Raw genomic sequence first — 20045 nt, 5'->3', positions numbered from 1 at the left:
CGATTGCCTAGTGAAGAGAAATGTCTCAAAAGTGTAGCATGCTATTCTCTTCATTAATTTTATTCAGCACTAATTGATATTCATTATGTATCTCGCGATCTATAAATACGTCTCTTGATCGCATCGCGACTCTCCCTCTGTCTAAAAACCAGCTATCGCCCAAAAACAGAGCTCAATATTACGGACGAGTCAATAACATAAGACTGCGAGTCTTAGAACCTCAGAATAACCAACACAAAAACAGAGAAAATGACAATCAGCTTAAACCTTAGCAACCTAGTATCACCACAACCAAGCCGCGCCGCGCACTCCTGAAGAACTGCCATAGACATTTTGTACCACCGGTGTGCGACACTCACCACCGAGTACATATTTGGATAGCAATTCTGGCAGTAATGGATAAATAGCATCAATGTTAGATACCCCACCACCTAGCACTATGATATCAGGATCCAGTAGATTGATGACATGGGCTAGAGAGCGGGCGAGTCTATCTATATAGCGTTCGAAGGCCGCACTAGCGAGCGCGTCACCCTCCCTCATAAGTAGGGCAATATCACTACCCGTTGCGGCCAAGCCACCATAAAGCTGGTAGTCTCGCACCAAGCCGGTTCCTGAAATAAACGTCTCGATACAGTCTTGATTACCGCAAAAACAATTGGTTGAATTAAATTCTTCAGCGCTCATCCAGGGTAATGGATTATGGCCCCATTCGCCGCCGATCCCATTGCCACCACTATGCACTTTGCCATTAATTGCAATGCCCGCGCCGCACCCGGTGCCAATTATCACTCCAAAAACCATACTCTTACCGGCAGCTGCGCCATCTATAGCTTCGGAAACTGCAAAACAGTTGGCATCATTTGCCACTCTGACTTCTCTGCTTAAACGTTTACCTAGATCAATATCTAGAGGATGTCCGTTAATCCATGTGGAATTAGCATTTTTAACTAAACCTGAAAAGGGTGATACCACACCAGGGATCCCCACCCCCACACTCCCTTTTTCGCCAAGCAATTGCTCAGCCTCAAAAACTAAACGTTCGATTGCATCGAGCGTTGCGTTATATTCTCGAGGTGTTGGTACTCGTTTACGAAAAAGCTCCTCGCCCCGCTCACTCAGTGCTACAACCTCTATCTTTGTACCACCAAGATCTACGCCTATTCGCAACATGTTTTCCCCTTCAAAATGTTTGTCTTTATGCCATAGTTAGCAATCGATTTTGGTCTATCACTTCAACGAATAGGGCAGCTATTGAGCCTACCTGTAACCACATTCAATGAATATATTATTGGTATCCCTTACTCTATAAAGTCTAAATAACGCACTAATTTTTATGTTTATATTATTAGTAAGCGCTCATCTAGATACTGCAGTGCCTAGGCCATGTTCACCTAAGCATCTCTCAACTAGACACTATTCACTTAGGCACCTCTCGCCAAAGCACTGTTCACTTAAATAAGGTTCACCAAGGCACAACTCATCAAGCCTGTTTGTTTTTATCCCAATGGGGGGCATAAGCAATAAAGTAAGGATTCAAAATATCCTCTTTTTGATTGTAATCTAGAGGGACATCAGTGTCATATTGCATCACTTTACCACCCGCACTTTCTAACACAGCTTGAGCCGCTGCGGTGTCCCACTCACTCGTTAAACCTAAACGGGGATAAATATCTGCTTCGCCTTCAGCTAACAAACAAAATTTGAGTGAACTGCCTACACTTGTCATTTCATGCTCACCAATCTCTTGCAGGTAAGCTTGTAATCCTGGGCTGACATGTGAGCGACTGCCGACAATTCTAGGTATGACCGATGTCGACTGACTCACTTTAGTTAACGGCCTTGTGCTACCTGTCTGCTGCAACCAGGCTCCGGATCCTAATGAGCCATAAAAACATTTGTCCAACACGGGAGCATAAACCACCCCAGCTACGGCTCTATGGTTTTGAATAAATGCAATATTAACCGTAAATTCACCATTACGTTTTATAAACTCTTTTGTACCATCTAGCGGGTCAATCAGCCAATAAGACTGCCAGTGTCGTCTTTCTTGCCAGTCGATATTAGTCGACTCTTCTGACATAACAGGAATATCGGGCGTTAATTGTTTTAACCTTTGTACAATGACCTGATGACTCGCCAAATCGGCAGCAGTTACCGGACTATCATCAGCTTTCGTTATCACCCCAAGATCATCTTTAGCATAAATAGCCATAATGGCATCGCCAGCTTCTATCGCGATATCCTGAATCGACGCTAACCACTGTGGTTCAAATATTTTAGGCAATGTCTGTATCTCTATAATTTGTCAGCTTAATAAACGTATTATGCCAGTATTTTTCGATTGAAATTAATAACCAAATAATCATTCTATGTCTAAAACAGACTAAGGCGAATGGTAATCGGTTTTAGGACGTTCGCAAGCTCAGCAACTCTCGGCCCTTCCGCTTTAGATTTTACTGTCTCAGCTTATACCGTCTTTGCTTTAACCTAGAACCAGCCTTTCCCAGAACCTAGGACCTTCTATGCTTTAAAACGTTAGCGAAGCGTTCTGTAAGTGAGGCTGCGAACGTTCCGTATACCGTAACTGGCTTTAACCATCTTTGCTTTATATGTCACACTTTGTGTCTATTTATCGATTCACCTTTGTTAATCCTTTCTGCCTGCAGTGAATTCCTCTAAAATGCGCCCCATTGATAAAAGGGAACGCTATGAAACTCAAATTATTATCTGGATTATTACTGCTTGGTTGCAGCTCAGTGCAAGCGGCCTGGTGGGTTGAACCGACTGACTTACCCCTAAGAGCTGATATTCAATTGCTGTCTGATACCGGTGTCATTGTGCAGCCAATTACCACCTACCCGCTAATGTGGGCAGGCTTGAAGCAAGATATGGATAAAGCCGATCAAGCAGCTCTATCTAGCCAACAGCGCGATGCATTCGATAGAGTCAGTCGTGCTTATGACCATGACCATCGTGGCATGAGCAGCAAGATAGAACTTGCTGGAGGCTCAGATACCACACGCTTTATTGGTTTTGGCCAAGACTATCGTGATAAAGCAGAAGCAGCAGTATCAGCTGAAGTCACTAAAGATTGGTTTAGTGCCCGTCTATCAGCAAGTTATCATTTAGATCCTATCGACGGTAACAGTACTCGTTTAGATAATAGCTTTGCTGCTGTCATGTTAGGTAATTGGATTGTCAGTGCTGGCGCCCAGCAAAAGTACTGGGGACCAGGTTGGGATAGTGGTCTTATTCAAACTACCAACGCTAGACCTATGCCAGGAATGACGCTAAGCCGTAACAACAGCCAAGCATTCGACACACCGTGGCTAAACTGGATTGGTCCTTGGACCTTTACGACGTCGTTTAGCCAGATGGAAAGTGACCGTTACGTGCCTGACACCAAGCATTGGGGCGCTCGCGGAACATTACGACCTATTTCTAAGCTAGAAGTCGGTTTTTCATGGACTATGCAGTGGGGTGGCGAAGGTTACGGTAACAGTCTAGGTGACTGGTGGGATGGCCTATTTAATGGCGGAATGACTGAAGGTGAAATTGAAAACGGCCAAGAAAACATGTTGGCTGGTTACGATTTCCGCTGGTCTGATACGGCATTTGGTATTCCATACGGTATCTACTACGAGCGTATACACGAAGACTACCACAACGGTAAGAATAAGCTGATCAACTCGGCCAACTTGGGCGGTGTTGACTTCTTTTTCGCCGACCTTAATACCCGAGTCTTTGTTGAGTACTCCGACACACAAGTCGCTTGTGGTATTGACCCTGATGCATACAACTGCTTATATGAGCATGGATTTTATAAAAATGGTTACCGTTATTATGGTCGCAGTCTAGGTAGTACCTATGACAATGATGCCACTACCTTAGTGGTTGGCGGAATTACACAGCTGGGCGGCGGACAAAACATCAGCAATAAATTCCGTTGGTTAAGACTCAATACTGACGGGACAGATGCAAATATTGGTATTGGTGGTAACCCTGTATCACCAGGCGAGTACGAGCGCGTTTATCAGTTTGATACCAGTTATCACAGACCTTTCTATCAAGGAACATTAAAAGTCGGTGGCACGGTTGGTTACAGTCAATATGTGACTTCGGGTGGTCATGACTGGGATACAACGATTTACGCTGGCTGGGAAAGAACTTTCTAGTATTTAGAAAACTTCTATTCTAGGCTCTAGGCCGTTCACGGGCTCACTTCGAGGACGGCCTAGAGCCAATAAAAACAAGGCCCTAGGTTCTAGGACGCTTCGATCCGAGGACGGACTGCGTCCTGCTAGGAAAATCAAAAGCGATACAGAACCCCCTTAAACCTTCTAGCCCGTTCATGCTGTTACTTTTCCGTCTCAGCTGTTACCGTCTTAGCTTGAACCTAGGAGCTGCTTTTCCTAGAACCTAGGACCTTCTTAGCTTTGCAATGAGTGAGCTTGCGAACGTTCCGTTTACCATTAAGGCCACAGCCTATTCCACTTTTAGCCGTCTGTACTTTAACCGACTGTCCTGTTTTTCCGTCTCAGCTGTTACCGTATTTGCCCTTACCTAGGATCTGTTTTTCCTAATACCTGCTTCACCTCGCAAGTTTTGTTCCTTAATCATAGCGTGTAACTGCTCTTGCCATGAAGCCCTAAGTAGGCTTTCAGGCTTTATATCTAATTGTTGACATAACTTCTGTGCACTCAAGGCGCTTTGATGTGGCCTTTGGGCGATACACCCCTTATGCAATGCTTGCCAAGCTAATGTGCTAATAGGCTCTATTTTGCACGACCTTATATTCACTTCCAGTCCAGATTCAGGCTCTTGTTCAGGCTCAAGCTCAGACTCAGACTCAGACTCAGAGAAGCTGAGCGTTAACCGCTGAATTTCACCTGCCAACTCAAACCAAGAACAACTTGCCCCACCAGCATAATGATACAGGTTGCACACACCTGCCCCAGAATTCTCGGTCAGCCGGCTAATATTGACTTTTGAGCCCAGTGTTTGTGTTTGTGTTTGTGTTTGTTTTACTAGCTTTAAAATCATTACAGCTAATGCTTCACACCAGGTTGGGCTGCCATATTGATCAGCAATGACAGCTAACTTATCTTTTACTTTAAACAATCCCTGCATAGTTTTGACAAAGTTATGCCCCCTACAACTGTATAGCCAGGAGGTACGAATAACCTTAGCCTTAAAGCCTAAGATATCACTTACCCAGCGCTCACCTTCGAGTTTACTCTTGCCATAGATAGACAGTGGCGCCGCAGGATCTTGCTCTACGTATGGGCGTTTGAGCACACCGTCAAACACAAAATCGGTCGAGATATGCACCATACAAATGTTTCGGCTATGACACTCACTCGCAATTAACTTAGGGCCATTAGCATTAACAGACATCGCTTTTTCAATATCTAACTCAGCCTGATCAACACGGTTATAGGCGGCGCAATTAATCACCACATCAGGCTTGTAAGTATCAAAGGCCGTGCGAATTGAATCAATATCGCAAATATCTAGCTGCTGACGACAAAGCCCTATCACGGCATCGCTGGGGTCTAAACATTCACTCACTTCTGGCAATAAGGTCTGCAACATTTGTTGAGCAGCCGTGCGCTGTGCAATATTCACTTGCGTAAGCTCTGCTATAGACAATAACGCCTGCGCTAATTGACTAGCTGCACCCGTGATAAGAATTCGCATCTTGTTTTGATAATCTCTTCTATTTTTAGTTTTAGTTTGATCAAGATTTTTCGAGTAACACTGAATACTCATCTAACGAGCCATGGCCTCGTGATGATAGAAACGCTAATAGCGCCTCAGGACTCCGGTTCAGTAGCCTATCTAGAGGAAAATCAGCTTGCTCGATGATCAGCTCAGCCTGTGTAAAATCGCCCAAGCTGTATGCCACATGAGAGTCAGAGCCCATTACTAACAACCCGCCAGCGTCTTTAACCGCTTTAGCAATTGCCAAGCAATTATGCTCGCTACCTTTTCGAGAGGTTAAAAAGAAGAGTTATTAATCTCAAGCGCTACATTACTTTCAGCTGCAGCTTTAGCAACTGCATTGATATCGATAGGATACGCCGGATTTCCAGGATGAGTAATGATGTCAACATGACCACTGTTAATACAGTTAATCAATGCTGTGGTATGATTTTCTTTATTGCTTGGCGCAAAAACAGGCTCATGAAAACCAGCTAAAACAATATCTAATTCTTGTAAGTAATCGCCAAAGAAGTCTATTTCACCGACCACATTTTTAATATTAGCTTCGATACCTCGTAAAATACCCACGCCATCAACCATTCTAGGTAATACCCGCAAGTTTACAAAATGCCAAAAATGGGGCGCATCGGCCATATCAGGGCCATGATCTGTACAAGCAAATAGTTTTATCCCCTTATGTTTGGCCATCGCAATATATTCTTGCAAGGTACTGTATGCATGGGTTGAAGCAATTGTATGAGTATGGGTATCAACAAGATATTTCATTTCAGTCTCTTCTGTACAAAAGGTTCAAACAAAAAAAGAGTAGACAGCCAGTCTACTCTTTTCGTTAAGATAGCTCTATCGGTAACATAAGCTCACTGATATATAAGTGCCCGCTAAGTATGCGCGTTATCTATATGCTCAAACCTATCCATGCTCAACACATCATGTCTAAATCATTAATGGTCTATAACGTTTATTGAGTTAAAAAAGTCACAAGCTGTTACTTTGCTTCAAGTAGCCCAAATGGCTTAATGGCTTAATGGCTTAAGCTATTTTCTAATTCATCCCATGTTTGGCGTTTACGATAAATGGTTGATGCGCTGATATCCAGCAAGGCCGCAGCTTTAGGCACATTACCCTTACATAAGGCTATCGCATTCTCGATTGTCTGCTTCTCTGTGAGCCATAGCGGTACAATATCATCGCTATTAGTCTCTGACGTTTTTTCTGAAAAATGTTCAGTAGAAACAAACTCTGGTTGCTCAATACCGTCAAGAAAAGAGGCGGGGGCTGAATGCGGCGCCCCAACCGGGGGGCTATTCTTCTGTTGAACCGCGTGTTGAATAGCCTTTGAAGTTTCTGCAGGCTGAGCCTCTAGGGCTGTGGTCACTTGTATCGGTAACATATCAAGCTCGACCAACTCGCTATCGTTTAATACCACTATCTGCCTGATAACATTTTGCAGTTGCCTAACATTACCCGGCCATTGATAAGACTTTAAACACTGCTTAGCATCACTACTTATGCCTTTAAACCCCTTTCCCTCTTCCTTGTTGTATTCTTTAAGTAAGTTCGCTGCAAGTAATAAGATATCTTTACCCCGCATTCTTAATGGCGGCAGCTCGATAGGGATAACATGCAGTCGATAAAACAGATCTTCTCTAAAGCGCCCAGCTTTAACCTCTTCCCAGGGTACCCGATTAGTTGCGCTAACAAAGCGTACATCGACTTTTTCTTCTTTAGTGCCACCTACACGCTGAAATACGCCAGTTTGAATAAAGCGTAATAGCTTACTTTGTAGTTCAAGATCCATCTCGCAGATCTCATCTAGAAATAACGTCCCATTATGAGCTCGGGTCGCTGCGCCATCTCTATTGGCAATCGCTCCGGTAAATGCCCCTTTAGTGTGCCCAAAAATCTCACTTTCAATCAAATCTTTAGGAATTGAAGCACAATTTAATGCCACAAAAGGCCCTTCTCGGCGTTTGCCCGCGTTATGGATAGCATGCGCACATACTTCTTTACCGGTTCCGCTTTCCCCAATGATAAACGCTGAAGCTTTACTGTTCGCAACGCAATCTATGGTTTTATAAACCGTTTGCATTGCCAGTGACTCACCGATGAATCCCATATAGTGCGGTTTAGGTAAACTGCTCTCATATTTTGCCACCAGATTGACCAGCTGACGCTGCTTCAAGGCGTTCCTAACGGTGATTGATAAACGTTTCGCATCAAATGGTTTAACAAGAAAATCAAATGCCCCCAAACGCATTGCATCAACAGCAATATCAATTGTGCCGTGGGCGGTGATCATAATGACAGTGATATCTGGATATGCTTGCTGAACGGTTTCCAAAATATCCATTCCTGACATATCAGGTAGTTGAATATCGAGCACCAACAAATCAGGTTGCCATTGTTTCAGTTCATTTAGGGCATCTTCCCCATGATTAACATGAGTTACCCTCGATCCCTCTGCTCGCAGATATTCAGTATATAACGCTCCGAGCGACATACTGTCTTCAACTAGCAATGTGGTAAATGAGCTCGTTATATCCATATAAAGTCAGCCTATAAATATTGAAGTCGAGATGGGGGAAAGGTCGTTCAACATCATTAACAACAAGGTATCACATAAATCAAACAGGGTTTTACCGTTTGCGTTTGATTCTTAAGATTTAATAAAATTTAATCATATGTAAGTTTAGCAGTTAATCCTCCTTAAGATATTGCTCCAAAGCGTTGCTGAAATAAACTGAGCGTTTGTCCGCCTACCTCTATAACCTCATCCAGTAAAGTGGCAACTTGCTGTAAATCCTCTGCCTTAGCACTTAACTCTAGGTTTTTAGCCACCTCTGAGAGTGCCAATGCACCAAAGCTGCCAGCACTACTTTTAAGTGTGTGTGCCTGTAGGTCTATTTCTGCTAACGCAAAATCTTTACCGCTTTTATAGCTAGATGCGATGACTTTTAACGTGTTCAGCCTATCTTGCGCTTCAGTTAAAAAAACCATAAACATGCGTTGCATGGCTTCTTCACCTAGCATACCGTTGAGATCATCCAGTGTTTTCTCGTCAATAATGGTCATTCGCACCTCATTGCTGTTACCGCTCTGATATTTATCTTGTTGCTGGCTTACTTTTAGCTCTGGTTTTAGCTCTGGCTCAATCGATTTTTGTACTTCCGATTGAACCATTGAGTCCGATTTATTAGAAACACTCACCGAAGAGGTTACTACGCATTGCCCCCCTAACTCTGCCCCGACGACAGACTTAAGCATAGCCTTATCGGCAGCAGGCACAATCCATTGATTAACAACCTGAACTAAATTATCTCGATTTACCGGCTTTGGCACAAAGTCTTTCATGCCAGCCTTCATACACAGTTCAACATCTTCTTTTTGTACATTCGCAGTCATCGCAACAACGGCTTGATTAGGATTAAAACACAATATCTTCTGAGTCGCCTCGATACCATCCATCTCGGGCATTCTCATATCCATTAAGATAAGCCCATACTCTTTGCGCCTAGCCATCTCCAATGCTTCAATACCGTTGTTTGCAATCTCCACTCTGAAACCTGCTTTACTCAATAATGCACTGGCAACAATCTGATTGGCCGGACTATCCTCGGCCAGTAAAATAGGCAGGTGTACCTGCTTATTGGCAATGGTAGTCGGTTTACTCTGCACGTCCTTAGACGCTAGTTCATGCTCACCCATTAGCGCTGCTAACATTATGTCTCGGCTCAAGGGCTTATTAATAACCTGCTCTACACCAACCTCTTTTAAGATTTTAGAAGCTTCTGGCACAACCACTGTCATTAATGCAGCCATCAAACCTTGTTCGCATAAATAACCCTGTTTTAGCTCATTAGCCTGCGCAACACTCAAATCAAATAGACAGTGTTCGTCAATCAAAATCAGATCAAACCGTTCTTGGTTCTGTAACGAGCTGAATATGCAATCAATGCTGTCAACACAAACGGTCGTCACCCCATACTGGTTATATTGCCTTTGCACTAATTGACTATACGTATCGTTTGGATGTACTAAAAGCACTCGAGAGTGGGGAGATACGATATTCACTGCGGGGGTTGCACTGCAATCGCGCTTAAGTAACAGATCAAAACTAAAACAGCTCCCCTTTCCTTGTTGACTATTAACCCCAATGCTGCCTCCCATCTGTGCAATAATCTCGGCACAAATAGCTAAACCTAAACCCGTACCGCTATAATTTGTATTATGAGAATCATGTACTTGGCTAAACTCTTCAAATAATGTCGCTTGAGCGGCCTCAATAATACCAATCCCTTGATCTGAGACTTTGCAATACAAGCGAGTCTCATCATTACCGGGGGCTACTAGCTGCATTTCAATGGCAACACAGCCACCAGAAGAGAATTTAATCGCATTGTCGATTAAATTATGCAGCACCTGCCTGAGTCTTTGTCCGTCACCAAGTACGGTTTCTGGCACGTTTTTGTTTATAAAACTGGCGAGAGCGATCCCTTTGTCTTGAGCTTTTGGCGATAAAACCTGTAGAACTTGCGCCGCTAATTTTGCTGGTGAGAATACGCTCTCTTCCAGTACCATCTGGCCGGCTTCGATTTTAGAGAAATCCAAAATATCATTAATAGTGCTCAATAATGCCGTCCCAGCTTCTTTGGCTGTATTGGCGTAAATACGCTGCTCTTTATTCAAACTCGAGTCCAATAATAAATCCACACTCCCCAATACCGCATTGAGCGGGCTACGGATCTCATGACTCATGGTCGCTAAAAATCGAGATTTTGCTTCACTCCCCAACTCCGCCTGCTCTTTGGCAAATTTAAGCTGTGCCTCATACTTAATACGTTGTGAAATATCGCGAACAAACGCTGTAAATAACATCTCCTGTCCGAGTTGTACTGGAATTAGTGTCAGTTCAATTGCAACCATTTCACCATCCGAACGTATCGCTTTTGTCTGTATTGAATGCTTAACGCTCGTAGCTTGAACAGGCGTAATGTATTGCTCAAAAAAATGCTCAAAGTGTTGGAGTTCTTCCCCAGTAAAGATGGTACTCCCTATCGGTTGCCCAACCATCTGGCGTGTATGCAGTTTAAACAGTAGACATGCTGCATTATTCACCTCCTGGATTTTCCCTGCGGTATCAATGGTGATCAGCGCGTCTTTACTTTCCTCTAATGTGGCTAATAAAATCGACTCAGTCCTTTGCGCTGCAAGCTGGGCTTGCTTTACATCACTGACATCCTTTACAAGCCCCAAAAATAGTACTTCGTCGTCAATACACATTGTTGAAATTGAAAGTTCAATTGAAAAAAGGCTGCCACCTTTTTTCTGTGCAATTAACTCTCTACCTTTGCCTATTATCGTTGCTTCACCTCCATCTAAGTAATCCCGAATATAGCCATCATGAAGCTGCCGTTCATTTGGTGGCATTAACAATGACACATTCCTGCCGATAAGATCTGACGAGCTATAGTCGAAAAGGCGGCTAACAGCGGGGTTTACGTCCTTTATTATCCCTTTTTGGTCGACAATAAAAAAACCATCAACGGCGGTCTGCAAAATGGTATTCAGTCGAGTATTTGCACTCTCTAACGCTTGGGTTTTATCCGCTATTTTCTTGACCATTTGATTAAATGCAAACATGGCTTTGCCAATTTCATCATCACTGTTAACAGGGATCTGCACTTGTGACTCCCCCTGTAAAACTCGCTGCGATGCAGCTTTAAGCTGTGCCAAATTGCGGGTTAAATAGTGGCCTAACAACCAAGAAAAGAGGGCTACTAAGAACATCTCTACGGCTGCAATAGCCAAAAAACGTGTTCTAGCATCAGTAATAAAACTATCTAATTGGGCCGTATCAAATCCTAATTCTACTTTGCCATAACTAAAGCCTGATTCTTGTATGCTCCTTTCAATATCGAGAATACCGTCATCAACATTCGCTATCCCACTGTCTAGTGAGCCATTAGCCTCACCGTTCATTCTGCCGGCACTCACCAAGAGTCGGTTTTGGTCATAAATATTAACGTAGAGAACCTGAGACGTTGTCAGTAGCTCGTTAGCAAGGACATGGAGAGTGGATAAATCACTGCTAATCACCGCATCTTTTGCGGCAGCAGCAAAAAGTGACGCGGTAGAGCTGGCTCGCTTTTCAATTTCGGTTTGGTTTGAGGTTTTTAAATAATCAACACTGGTATAGACCAGCAACATTAACAGCAAACCTTCGATTATTCCGATCCCTAAAATAGTCTTTATTCGAAATGACACTATTGGTTCTCCTTTAACGGCGCGTTAAGCTCACTTAACGCTAACGCACGCACATCATCCCAATCGCCACTTGCTGCAGCCTCCATCCCTTTAAAACCCAAGCCCTTTAATAGTGAGCGCCCTTTGCTCGTTGTTGAAAGCGCTAATAACTCACTGAGTAGTACTTGTCGAAGTTCTCGAGATACTCGCGGGTGGGTAGCAATAGCATGAGGAGTGTAGCCGGGAGTGCTCCATAAGACCTTTAGCTTTTCAGTGACATCACTATCCATATTGTTAAATGTACGCCCCACGCCGCCGCCAGCATCGACAAGCCCCTGAGCCACCGCAAGATATACAGAATCATGTGACCCCACATACTTAGTGCTATGAACAATACCTTGCTGTTTTAAAATCGCGCGAGGAATCACGCTCGCAGCAAAAGCTGCGGGAGCCGGAAAGGCAAGTGACTTGCCCTTAAGATCGGCAAGCTTGGTTATTTTGGAGTCTTTATTTACAACAATAAGACCTTTGATGTATTTATCTTGTTCCTTTGCTAAGGCGATATAGCCAGGGGATGCGTTAAATACCGTGAAATGATATGGATTCATATAAGCAATATCGTACTCACCATTTGCTAAACGCATTTCAAAAGTGGGAATATCCGGCGCTGTTGCAAATTGCAAATTAAGCTTTGCATTTTGCGACAACTCAGCTAAAACCGGAGCCCAACCTCTTGCCAAAGTACTCGCTGCCTGTTGTGGCACAACGCCAAACGTCAACACCCTAGGCGCTACATCTGCAGCCATTGTTATGGCGCTATAGCAAGATATAAAAATAACCCAATATAAAACAATAGCTTTAGTAAACAATGGCATTACAGGCATTCGCTTATATCCCTATTTTTAAACACATTGAGTTGCTAACTATTTAGTTAACTAGATACTTATTTACAGTAATCAGCAATCCTTGTGCCAACCAACTAAAAAATTAACGGTAAATAGCTTTCGGTTGTCTGGCATAAAGCTTGCTTTGATGTAACACCCCTAGCAATTTCAATCCAAGAGGAAGACGATGCCTTTATCTTCTGAGCTTAACAGGCAGTATAAAATCATCCTTGTGGAAGACAGCGATAGTGAGCGTTGCTTGCTACTGCAGTTACTCGATGCGATGGGATTTAAAGCCCAAGGTTTCTCTAATGCCAAAGCAGCGATAGCACAGATCCAGCTGGAACATGTCGATATAGTTATCACCGACTGGATGATGCCCACCACCAGTGGTATTGAGCTGTGTCAGAAAATAAAATCAATGCCCTGTTCGCCATATACCATATTGCTTACCAGTAATAATCAAAACGCACACATCATCGAAGGAATCGAGTCTGGAGCCGATGACTTTATCGCTAAACCCTTTCACACTGGCGTGTTAAAAGTCAGGATCCTTGCGGGGCTGCGCATTATCGAGATGCAACAAGCGTTAGAACGCCAGAATGCAGCATTGAACCAAATGTTAATAAGAGAGCAAGATTATCTAAGTAAACTAAAACAAGATCTCTCTACTGCCGCTCAATTACAACGAGCCTTACTGCCTAAAAATACCGATTTAACCGCAGGATGGCGAGTCAACGCCGCTTTTAAACCGGCTCAAGATCTCGCCGGAGATGTTTTTCAATGCTTCAACATTGGTCAACATCATATCGGTTTCTATTTATTGGATGTGAGCGGACACGGCACTGCAGCCTCAATGTTAAGTTTTACATTAGCGCACCACTTATCTTGTCATCAGGAGATCTGGCAATCGCTTGATCTATGTAAAATTGCCAACAAGGTCAACCAAGAGTTTGACGACCCTGAGCAGTGCGGGCGCTTCGCTACCATGTTGCTCGGAATGGTAAACACCCAAAACGATAGCATCGAGCTAATCAATGCAGGGCACCCCTCGCCTATTCTTGTTAGTCCCACTGGTGCAAAGTTTATTGATGATCCAGATATTGGTAGCCAACTCCCCATTGGGATCAGTAAGCAATATCACTATCAAAGCCAACAATTCACCTTAGAGCAAGGCTGCCAACTCTTGCTTTATTCCGATGGTATTTACGAATGTCGCCATAGTAAGTTTGGCAACTTTGGCTTACCGAAATTACTCAAAAATGTACGTGATGCAAGATCGCTATCGGCAGAGAAACTATTAAATTACCTCTGCTATAGCTCAGAACTTTGGCAAGAGAAACAAGCACAAGACGACATATCACTCATGCTCATCTCATCCACAAATAGCTCGGCTCATTGTGGCTCTCAGATGTGAGGAAATACATATGAATAGCTTACAGTTCAATCTAAATAGCAATATCATGACGACCCATTCTATCAGCAGAGAGATGGAGCAATTTTTACTGCAAAATCAGGTATCCGATACGAAACGATTCAAGGTGATCACCTGTGTGTTAGAAGCGGTTTCAAATGTATTTATGCATGCAAGCCCAGAGCTGGACTCCATGATAATCGTGTTGCATTGTGACGAGCACAAGATAACCATCGATCTACTCGATGACTCTACACAGCAAACCTTGGAAGCACCAAAGACTTGCCCACCAGCCGAGTCACTATCAGGCCGAGGACTATGGATAATTAACAACTGGATGGACAGTGTACGAATGCAAAAAACTGTTGCTGGCACCCACTTACAACTGATGCTTGCAGTTTAAAGTAAAGCAAGAAAGGTAACAGGTATGAGGTGTAAGGAATGAGATCCTAGGACGTTCGCACGCTCACTGCGAGGACGCTTCGCTGCTAGGCAAATCAAAATGAAACAGCAGCACCTTTAGGTTTAAATTAACTTGTCGGCTCTTGCATGTTCGTCTTTGTACTGTGGCTTACCCCGGTTATTCCACCTTCACTCTATTTGACTTTTGCGGCTCATAACCATCGCGTTTGCTTGTATAGACACTAGCAGGACCAAAGCGACACTCTCCCAGGATTGTGGCTTAATAAACCTAGTCACTTCTTAGAAACGCAGCGCTCTTCTTAGCTTTTACCGTCAGCGAAGCGTTCTGTGAGTGAGCTTGCGAACGCTCCGAATACTGTAAGGCCACCGGCCATTCCTCTATTCAGCCTTAGCTTTTCCTAGCTCCTGGCTCTCAGCTCTCAGCTCTCTGGCACTCTAACCTCTAACCTCTAACCTCGAAGCGTGGCCCCTTCTTAGCCTTTAATGCCCTTTCCCATTTTGCATTGCAAATAAAGAGCATCACTTAGCTGTCTGCGTCATTGTGTTGATAAAACAATAAAAACCTATAAATACAATAAGATAAAAACTGGCATTAGAGTTGCTAGCTTAATGTGTAAATAGAATAAATGTGTAAATGAAATATGTAATTGAAAGAAGTGTAAATAAAAGCCACAAGTAAAAAAATGAGTAACCACCAACAAATTTAATACCTGTTCAGATAACCAAGCAAAATGCCAAGTGCATTTTTAAGGATGGCGATATGTTTTTCTCCAAATTACCTCAGAACAATGCCTGTAAAATCACCCTACCGGTTGAAGTGATAATGACTCAAACCGCAACGCTCAGAGCTGCAATTTTGCAACAAATTGATGCAGGGATTACGCGGTTAATTATCGACCTTCACCAAGTAGAGTACATCGATTCTAGTGGGCTATCAGTACTCATCTCAGCGTTAAAACGCGTAGAAAAAGAAGAGGGTGAAATTGTACTACTCTCACCAACAGCTGGAGTGCGTTCACTCATTGAGCTTACCCGTTTGCATCAAATTTTCTCCATCTATGAAGATGAAACAGCTGCCATTGAATACATTTGCAATGAGCTTGCCGATGAAAACGTAATATAAGTTGAGGCCGCCGTTATGACTCCCAATCACAGCAAGCAAAAAAAGAATAACATCCACAAACTAGGCTCACACAAGTTAGGCTCATTAAGCCACGTAGGCTTGCTATGTTTATTGCTCTCGGCTTGTGTCACCCCCCATCACCCAGAAGAGTCTCAAATCTGTGCGGGTAACAGCGATGACAATATGACTCAGTGTCATTTTTATAGTCGCGACACACCATATATGCGCAGTATAAAGGGAGCCAAAGCTGAAAACCTTAGCCCAAATAGATCTAATACTGAAATGAGCAACACATGGTTAATGCATGCAGGGCAATCTCAGCAAGCATTACATCTTCCGCAAAATATTCGCTTATCTGTAGGTGACCGACTCAAGATCCAGGTGCTCAACGGAGAAGAGTTCAGCGGTGATGTTGAAGTCAATAACGATGGCTATATCTACCTACCTTATTTAGAGCCGATTCACGCGAAAGGTCTTGATATTGCAGAGCTAACAAACACTATTCAACAGTATCTTGTCGATGAGGAGTTTATGCTAAAAAGCAGCGTGCGTTTAAGCATCACCCCCTTAAAGTGGGCACCTGTTGAAATTACAGTATCGGGAGGCGTATTTGAACCGGGTCAACACCTGATCAATAAAAAGTCCGACTTAGAAATTATTGATGATGATGGTAACCACAGTGGCGACCAAGCTGGCCAACGTACAATAGCTTCTGCGCTCAGAGCATCTGGTGGAGTTCGCCCTGATGCAAATGTCTCAGCGATCACTGTGTTCAGAGGCCAACATAGCTTCACCCTAGATCTATCTGGCGTGATCCACGGCTATCCTGTGCCAAGCATGACCTTGATGTCTGGCGATCACATTCATGTACCACAACATGATTATTTCGATGATGCTTTAGCTCGCCCATCACAGATCACCGCGCCGGGTATTCGAGTCTTTATGTCTAACCTGACTCAGCCGGCCTCCAGTAACGCCCAATCAGCGGTAGATACTGAAGCAACTCGATTTCCTTACGGCACTCGTCTGTTAAATGGTGCGATTGCAGCCAACTGTGTGGGGGGGGCGCAATCGACTAATGCCAGTAGACATTTATTGCTGATCACTAAAAACCCTCTTACCGCTCAAGTCGATGTGATTGAACGCTCAATAGATGACTTAATCAGGAACTCGTGGGAAACCGGGATGAATCCCATTTTAATGCCTGGCGATGGGATCGCCTGTTATGACTCTCGCGTTACCAATATCCGAGAGATTGCACGTTCAATTACCGAAGTACTCGTTCCAGCAACCTTGCTTGAATTGCTTTAAATAGTGACATAACCAGGAGGTTATAATGACAACACAACACTCCTACAGACCTCTTTTATGGTTAAAGCACTACTTTGTAGCTGGTAGTCAACTTTCTGCTAAAAAAAGAAAGCGTGCCTATCTTATCGTTACCTCGCTACTGCTGCTGACTATCTGGCTTTTAGTGTTGCTATTTACGCTATTAAGCCCAAGTCGCTATATCAGCCAATGGATCCTTATACTTCCTGGGGCTGGTGCCGGCGCCTTAGTCAGCCTAGATAGTGTGGGCCAAGCTAATAGCTCTACCAACTCGCCTTATGCAAGTAGTGCTATCGACCCTAGAATTAATTACAAATCTATTGCAAATAGTAAGCCCCTTATTAATGCAGCAGCTAAAACACTTCACCTTAAAAGCAGCGAATTTGGCATGCCAAAACTAACACTTCCTAACCAAACAGGGATGATGAAATTTAGTATAAAAGGCGCAACAGCCAAAGACGCACAGCAAAAAGCCTGGGCCCATTATCATAGTTTACAAGCATTATTAGCTGAGCTGCGCCGAGATGAAATTGAGCAACGTGAGGATGCCATCCGAGTAGGCATGGCCACTTTTGCCAATAAAGTGCATTTAACCCAGAATAAATTACTCGAGTTTCAGTCAGCACATGGTCTAGTGTCACTCGATCAGTTTAAAGAGCTCGCTTTGACCATGGAAAGACTTAGACATAACAAAGTCAATCTCATCTCAGAGTTACAAGGCGTGAAAGCCAGCCAGAAAATGCTCGAAATACACTTAGGCTTAACCCCCAAGCAGGCGGCTGGCTTACTTACGCTTAAAAATGATCAGTTGTTCCAGCAACTTCTTATCAGCTATACCAATGTTACCGCAACTCTAGCCGAATACCGCAGTCGGTTTGGCAAACGTCACCCAAAAGTCGTTACCTACCAAAACGAGCAATTATCAATTCTGGCCGCCCTAAGTAAACGCTGTAAAAGTCTGCTTGGCTATAATGATAAGCGCTTGATGTTAATGCTATCGGCTGATGACTTAGACGGCCGTGCTCAACTCATGCAAGAGTTGCTATCGCTCAACACCAAAGCCGAAGGGCTAAGGCACCGAATTGATGCCCTATCTGATCAGATCCATGCATGGGATCATAGGTTCAACGACAGTAATGATGATGCAGCCAAACTCGAAGGCCTACAGCGGGAGCATCAGGTCGCTACCGCAGTATTTACCTCCGCACTTGCAAAAATGGACATAGGTAAAGCCGACATCTACGCAGCCTACCCGTTATTGCAACTGATGGCCCCACCATCATTAGCCGAGAAACCCGATAATTTACGTACCCTGCTAGCAATAGTCGGCGGGATTGCAGCTTCGATCTCATTAATTGCAGGAATGGTAATGCTATGGATCCGCAAACCAATACTCCAGAAAATTCTGACGAATTAATTATCTGGCGAGCGATCACTGGCACCTATCTGTTTTGGCTGTTAGGCGCCATGTATCTGGTCGCCCCCGTCATAGCGTGGATCTTGCTGTTGCGCATGGTTAAACGAGCCTTGCTGGATCACCAGAGTTATACCGTTAGCAAAACACAAGCCTGTTGGATTGTCGCTATGGCAATCATGTTACTCGCATTGGTAATAGGTCACCTAACAAACGACTTAGGTCTAGCCAAACTGATAAAGTCGAGTATCGGTTGGGCCAAAGGCTGGGCGCTGTTGGCAATATTTCCTTTATTGGGCAGCCTAAAGATCCGTCCCGAGCTTATCTACCGAGCATGTTGTATTGTGTGCAAACACACTCTGATCTTACTGCCCATCTTCATACTCGCATGGATCATTAAGCTCCCGGCTACACTCTATACTTCCCCGCTGAGTATTATTGGTGGCCCAGGCCCAGAGTTCTTTAATGTCAGCTTATATGAAATTGATCCCGCTAACGGCCTCCCCAGGTGGCGACTCTTTACCCCCTGGGCTCCCGCCCTAGGCATGATAGGCAACCTATTTTTTACTTTTGCCCTGCAAGAGAAGTCTAAACGATTTAAGTTTTATGGCTTTGCGGGCAGCTTTTGTATGATCTTGCTATCGCAATCACGCTTAGCCTTAGTCTGCTATCTACTACTGATTGGCTTTTTCATGTTTATCCGTTGGTTTCGCTCACCTTGGATTTACTTTGTTGCCAGCCCGCTATTACTCCTACTTGGCGGTTCAGGTCTTTATGTCGTCGACAAGGTGCAACAGAGTGTAGAGGCTTTTAAAGCTGCCCGTGCAGGCTCGACCCGGGTTCGCCAAGAACTGGCTAATATCGCCCTAGAGCGCTGGGCAAACGAGGCGGTAGTATGGGGCCATGGCATTGTCGAACGCGGACCGCATCTAGTTGAATATATGCCAATCGGTTCACATCATACCTGGTACGGCTTATTATTTGTTAAAGGCATTGTGGGCGCTATCGCCTTAGCGGTTCCTTTACTTGTAAGCCTGCTTGCTCTACTCAAAACCCTATTTAGCTCGCGCCTAAGCGCTGTTGGCGTTGCGATTATCTTTCAGCTGATTTTATACACATTTGGTGAAAATCTAGAGATCCTTGCCTACCTGTTCTGGCCAGGGCTTGTCATTGTCGGGGCCGCTTTAAAAGAAGGTTCTAAAGGAAGGTTAAAGGAAGGGACTAGGACCTAGGGCGTTCGCAAGCTCACTGCGAGGACGGACTATATAAACAAGGTCCTAGATTCTAGGACGCTTCGCTGCTAGGAAATCAACAGCGGAACAGTACCGGCTTTGACCTTCTATGCTTGATGTAGGCAGGGCTTTAGTCCATCACAAACAAACCAATACATAAATAGACGGCATAAATGCCGACCTACAAAATATAGACATCAACTTGAAATACTGCCTTCCTACATCTTTGTAGGTTGGGCTTTAGCCCATCACA

Annotated in this window: 13 protein-coding genes and 1 pseudogene; 7 read left to right on the top strand and 7 right to left on the bottom strand. The window is 44.0% G+C overall.

What is annotated here, in order from left to right; translation table 11 throughout:
* Positions 1-282: 282 nt before the first annotated feature.
* Complete coding sequence (gene mak / locus ACVBIK_RS17595; RefSeq protein WP_447164345.1) at positions 283-1173, bottom strand: fructokinase; 891 nt, start codon at positions 1171-1173, stop codon at positions 283-285.
* A 310-nt stretch (positions 1174-1483) separates the two neighbouring features.
* Entirely contained in the window at positions 1484-2305 is an 822-nt protein-coding gene (gene cysQ / locus ACVBIK_RS17590; RefSeq protein WP_447170200.1) for a 3'(2'),5'-bisphosphate nucleotidase CysQ, read from the bottom strand.
* Positions 2306-2711: 406 nt separating this feature from the next.
* On the opposite strand from cysQ, the gene ACVBIK_RS17585 reads away from it, so the two are divergent.
* Positions 2712-4178, top strand: coding sequence for a capsule assembly Wzi family protein (locus ACVBIK_RS17585; protein WP_447170197.1), 1467 nt, complete (start codon positions 2712-2714; stop codon positions 4176-4178).
* A 388-nt stretch (positions 4179-4566) separates the two neighbouring features.
* Here ACVBIK_RS17585 and rfbD read toward each other — a convergent pair whose 3' ends face one another.
* The 5 genes and pseudogenes from rfbD to ACVBIK_RS17560 all read right to left on the bottom strand — a co-directional run bounded on the left by rfbD (position 4567) and on the right by ACVBIK_RS17560 (position 12779).
* Positions 4567-5703, bottom strand: coding sequence for a dTDP-4-dehydrorhamnose reductase (gene rfbD / locus ACVBIK_RS17580; protein ID WP_447170196.1), 1137 nt, complete (start codon positions 5701-5703; stop codon positions 4567-4569).
* Between the two features lie 40 nt (positions 5704-5743).
* Positions 5744-6495, bottom strand: a pseudogene (locus tag ACVBIK_RS17575) (PHP domain-containing protein).
* Positions 6496-6751: 256 nt separating this feature from the next.
* Positions 6752-8275: a sigma-54-dependent transcriptional regulator gene (locus tag ACVBIK_RS17570; RefSeq protein WP_447170195.1), complete on the bottom strand. Its 1524-nt coding sequence runs from the start codon at positions 8273-8275 to the stop codon at positions 6752-6754.
* A 161-nt stretch (positions 8276-8436) separates the two neighbouring features.
* Positions 8437-11994 carry a PAS domain S-box protein gene (locus ACVBIK_RS17565; protein ID WP_447170194.1) on the bottom strand — a complete coding sequence of 1186 codons (3558 nt, stop codon included), beginning with the start codon at positions 11992-11994 and terminating at the stop codon, positions 8437-8439.
* Positions 11994-12779, bottom strand: coding sequence for a phosphate/phosphite/phosphonate ABC transporter substrate-binding protein (locus ACVBIK_RS17560; RefSeq protein WP_447170193.1), 786 nt, complete (start codon positions 12777-12779; stop codon positions 11994-11996). The genes ACVBIK_RS17565 and ACVBIK_RS17560 overlap by 1 nt, the downstream gene beginning before the upstream one ends.
* A gap of 265 nt (positions 12780-13044) precedes the next feature.
* On the opposite strand from ACVBIK_RS17560, the gene ACVBIK_RS17555 reads away from it, so the two are divergent.
* The 6 genes from ACVBIK_RS17555 (at position 13045) to ACVBIK_RS17530 (ending at position 19792) form a co-directional block, all read left to right on the top strand.
* Positions 13045-14274: a SpoIIE family protein phosphatase gene (locus ACVBIK_RS17555; RefSeq protein ID WP_447170192.1), complete on the top strand. Its 1230-nt coding sequence runs from the start codon at positions 13045-13047 to the stop codon at positions 14272-14274.
* A 10-nt stretch (positions 14275-14284) separates the two neighbouring features.
* Positions 14285-14674: an ATP-binding protein gene (locus ACVBIK_RS17550; protein WP_447162588.1), complete on the top strand. Its 390-nt coding sequence runs from the start codon at positions 14285-14287 to the stop codon at positions 14672-14674.
* A gap of 780 nt (positions 14675-15454) precedes the next feature.
* Entirely contained in the window at positions 15455-15817 is a 363-nt protein-coding gene (locus ACVBIK_RS17545; protein ID WP_447164339.1) for an STAS domain-containing protein, read from the top strand.
* Positions 15818-15832: 15 nt separating this feature from the next.
* On the top strand, positions 15833-17128 hold the full coding sequence (locus ACVBIK_RS17540; RefSeq protein ID WP_447170191.1) for a polysaccharide biosynthesis/export family protein: 1296 nt from the start codon (positions 15833-15835) through the stop codon (positions 17126-17128).
* A 25-nt stretch (positions 17129-17153) separates the two neighbouring features.
* Entirely contained in the window at positions 17154-18563 is a 1410-nt protein-coding gene (locus ACVBIK_RS17535; protein ID WP_447164337.1) for an exopolysaccharide biosynthesis protein, read from the top strand.
* On the top strand, positions 18521-19792 hold the full coding sequence (locus tag ACVBIK_RS17530) for an O-antigen ligase family protein (RefSeq protein ID WP_447170190.1): 1272 nt from the start codon (positions 18521-18523) through the stop codon (positions 19790-19792). The genes ACVBIK_RS17535 and ACVBIK_RS17530 overlap by 43 nt, the downstream gene beginning before the upstream one ends.
* The last annotated feature ends 253 nt before the right edge of the window (positions 19793-20045 follow it).

Source organism: Shewanella sp. 125m-1 (assembly GCF_052977065.1).
Note: the sequence above shows the minus strand (reverse complement) of the source record. Positions and strands in the feature narration are given on the sequence as shown.

Bases quoted from the DNA above. Each gene is read 5' to 3' on its own strand.
- mak (WP_447164345.1), bottom strand. From the start codon at position 1,173: ATGTTGCGAATAGGCGTAGATCTTGGTGGTACAAAGATAGAGGTTGTA.
- ACVBIK_RS17560 (WP_447170193.1), bottom strand. From the start codon at position 12,779: ATGGCTGCAGATGTAGCGCCTAGGGTGTTGACGTTTGGCGTTGTGCCA.
- ACVBIK_RS17585 (WP_447170197.1), top strand. From the start codon at position 2,712: ATGAAACTCAAATTATTATCTGGATTATTACTGCTTGGTTGCAGCTCA.
- ACVBIK_RS17535 (WP_447164337.1), top strand. From the start codon at position 17,154: ATGACAACACAACACTCCTACAGACCTCTTTTATGGTTAAAGCACTAC.
- ACVBIK_RS17555 (WP_447170192.1), top strand. From the start codon at position 13,045: ATGCCTTTATCTTCTGAGCTTAACAGGCAGTATAAAATCATCCTTGTG.
- ACVBIK_RS17545 (WP_447164339.1), top strand. From the start codon at position 15,455: ATGTTTTTCTCCAAATTACCTCAGAACAATGCCTGTAAAATCACCCTA.
- ACVBIK_RS17570 (WP_447170195.1), bottom strand. From the start codon at position 8,275: ATGGATATAACGAGCTCATTTACCACATTGCTAGTTGAAGACAGTATG.
- ACVBIK_RS17540 (WP_447170191.1), top strand. From the start codon at position 15,833: ATGACTCCCAATCACAGCAAGCAAAAAAAGAATAACATCCACAAACTA.
- rfbD (WP_447170196.1), bottom strand. From the start codon at position 5,703: ATGCGAATTCTTATCACGGGTGCAGCTAGTCAATTAGCGCAGGCGTTA.
- ACVBIK_RS17550 (WP_447162588.1), top strand. From the start codon at position 14,285: ATGAATAGCTTACAGTTCAATCTAAATAGCAATATCATGACGACCCAT.
- ACVBIK_RS17530 (WP_447170190.1), top strand. From the start codon at position 18,521: ATGGATCCGCAAACCAATACTCCAGAAAATTCTGACGAATTAATTATC.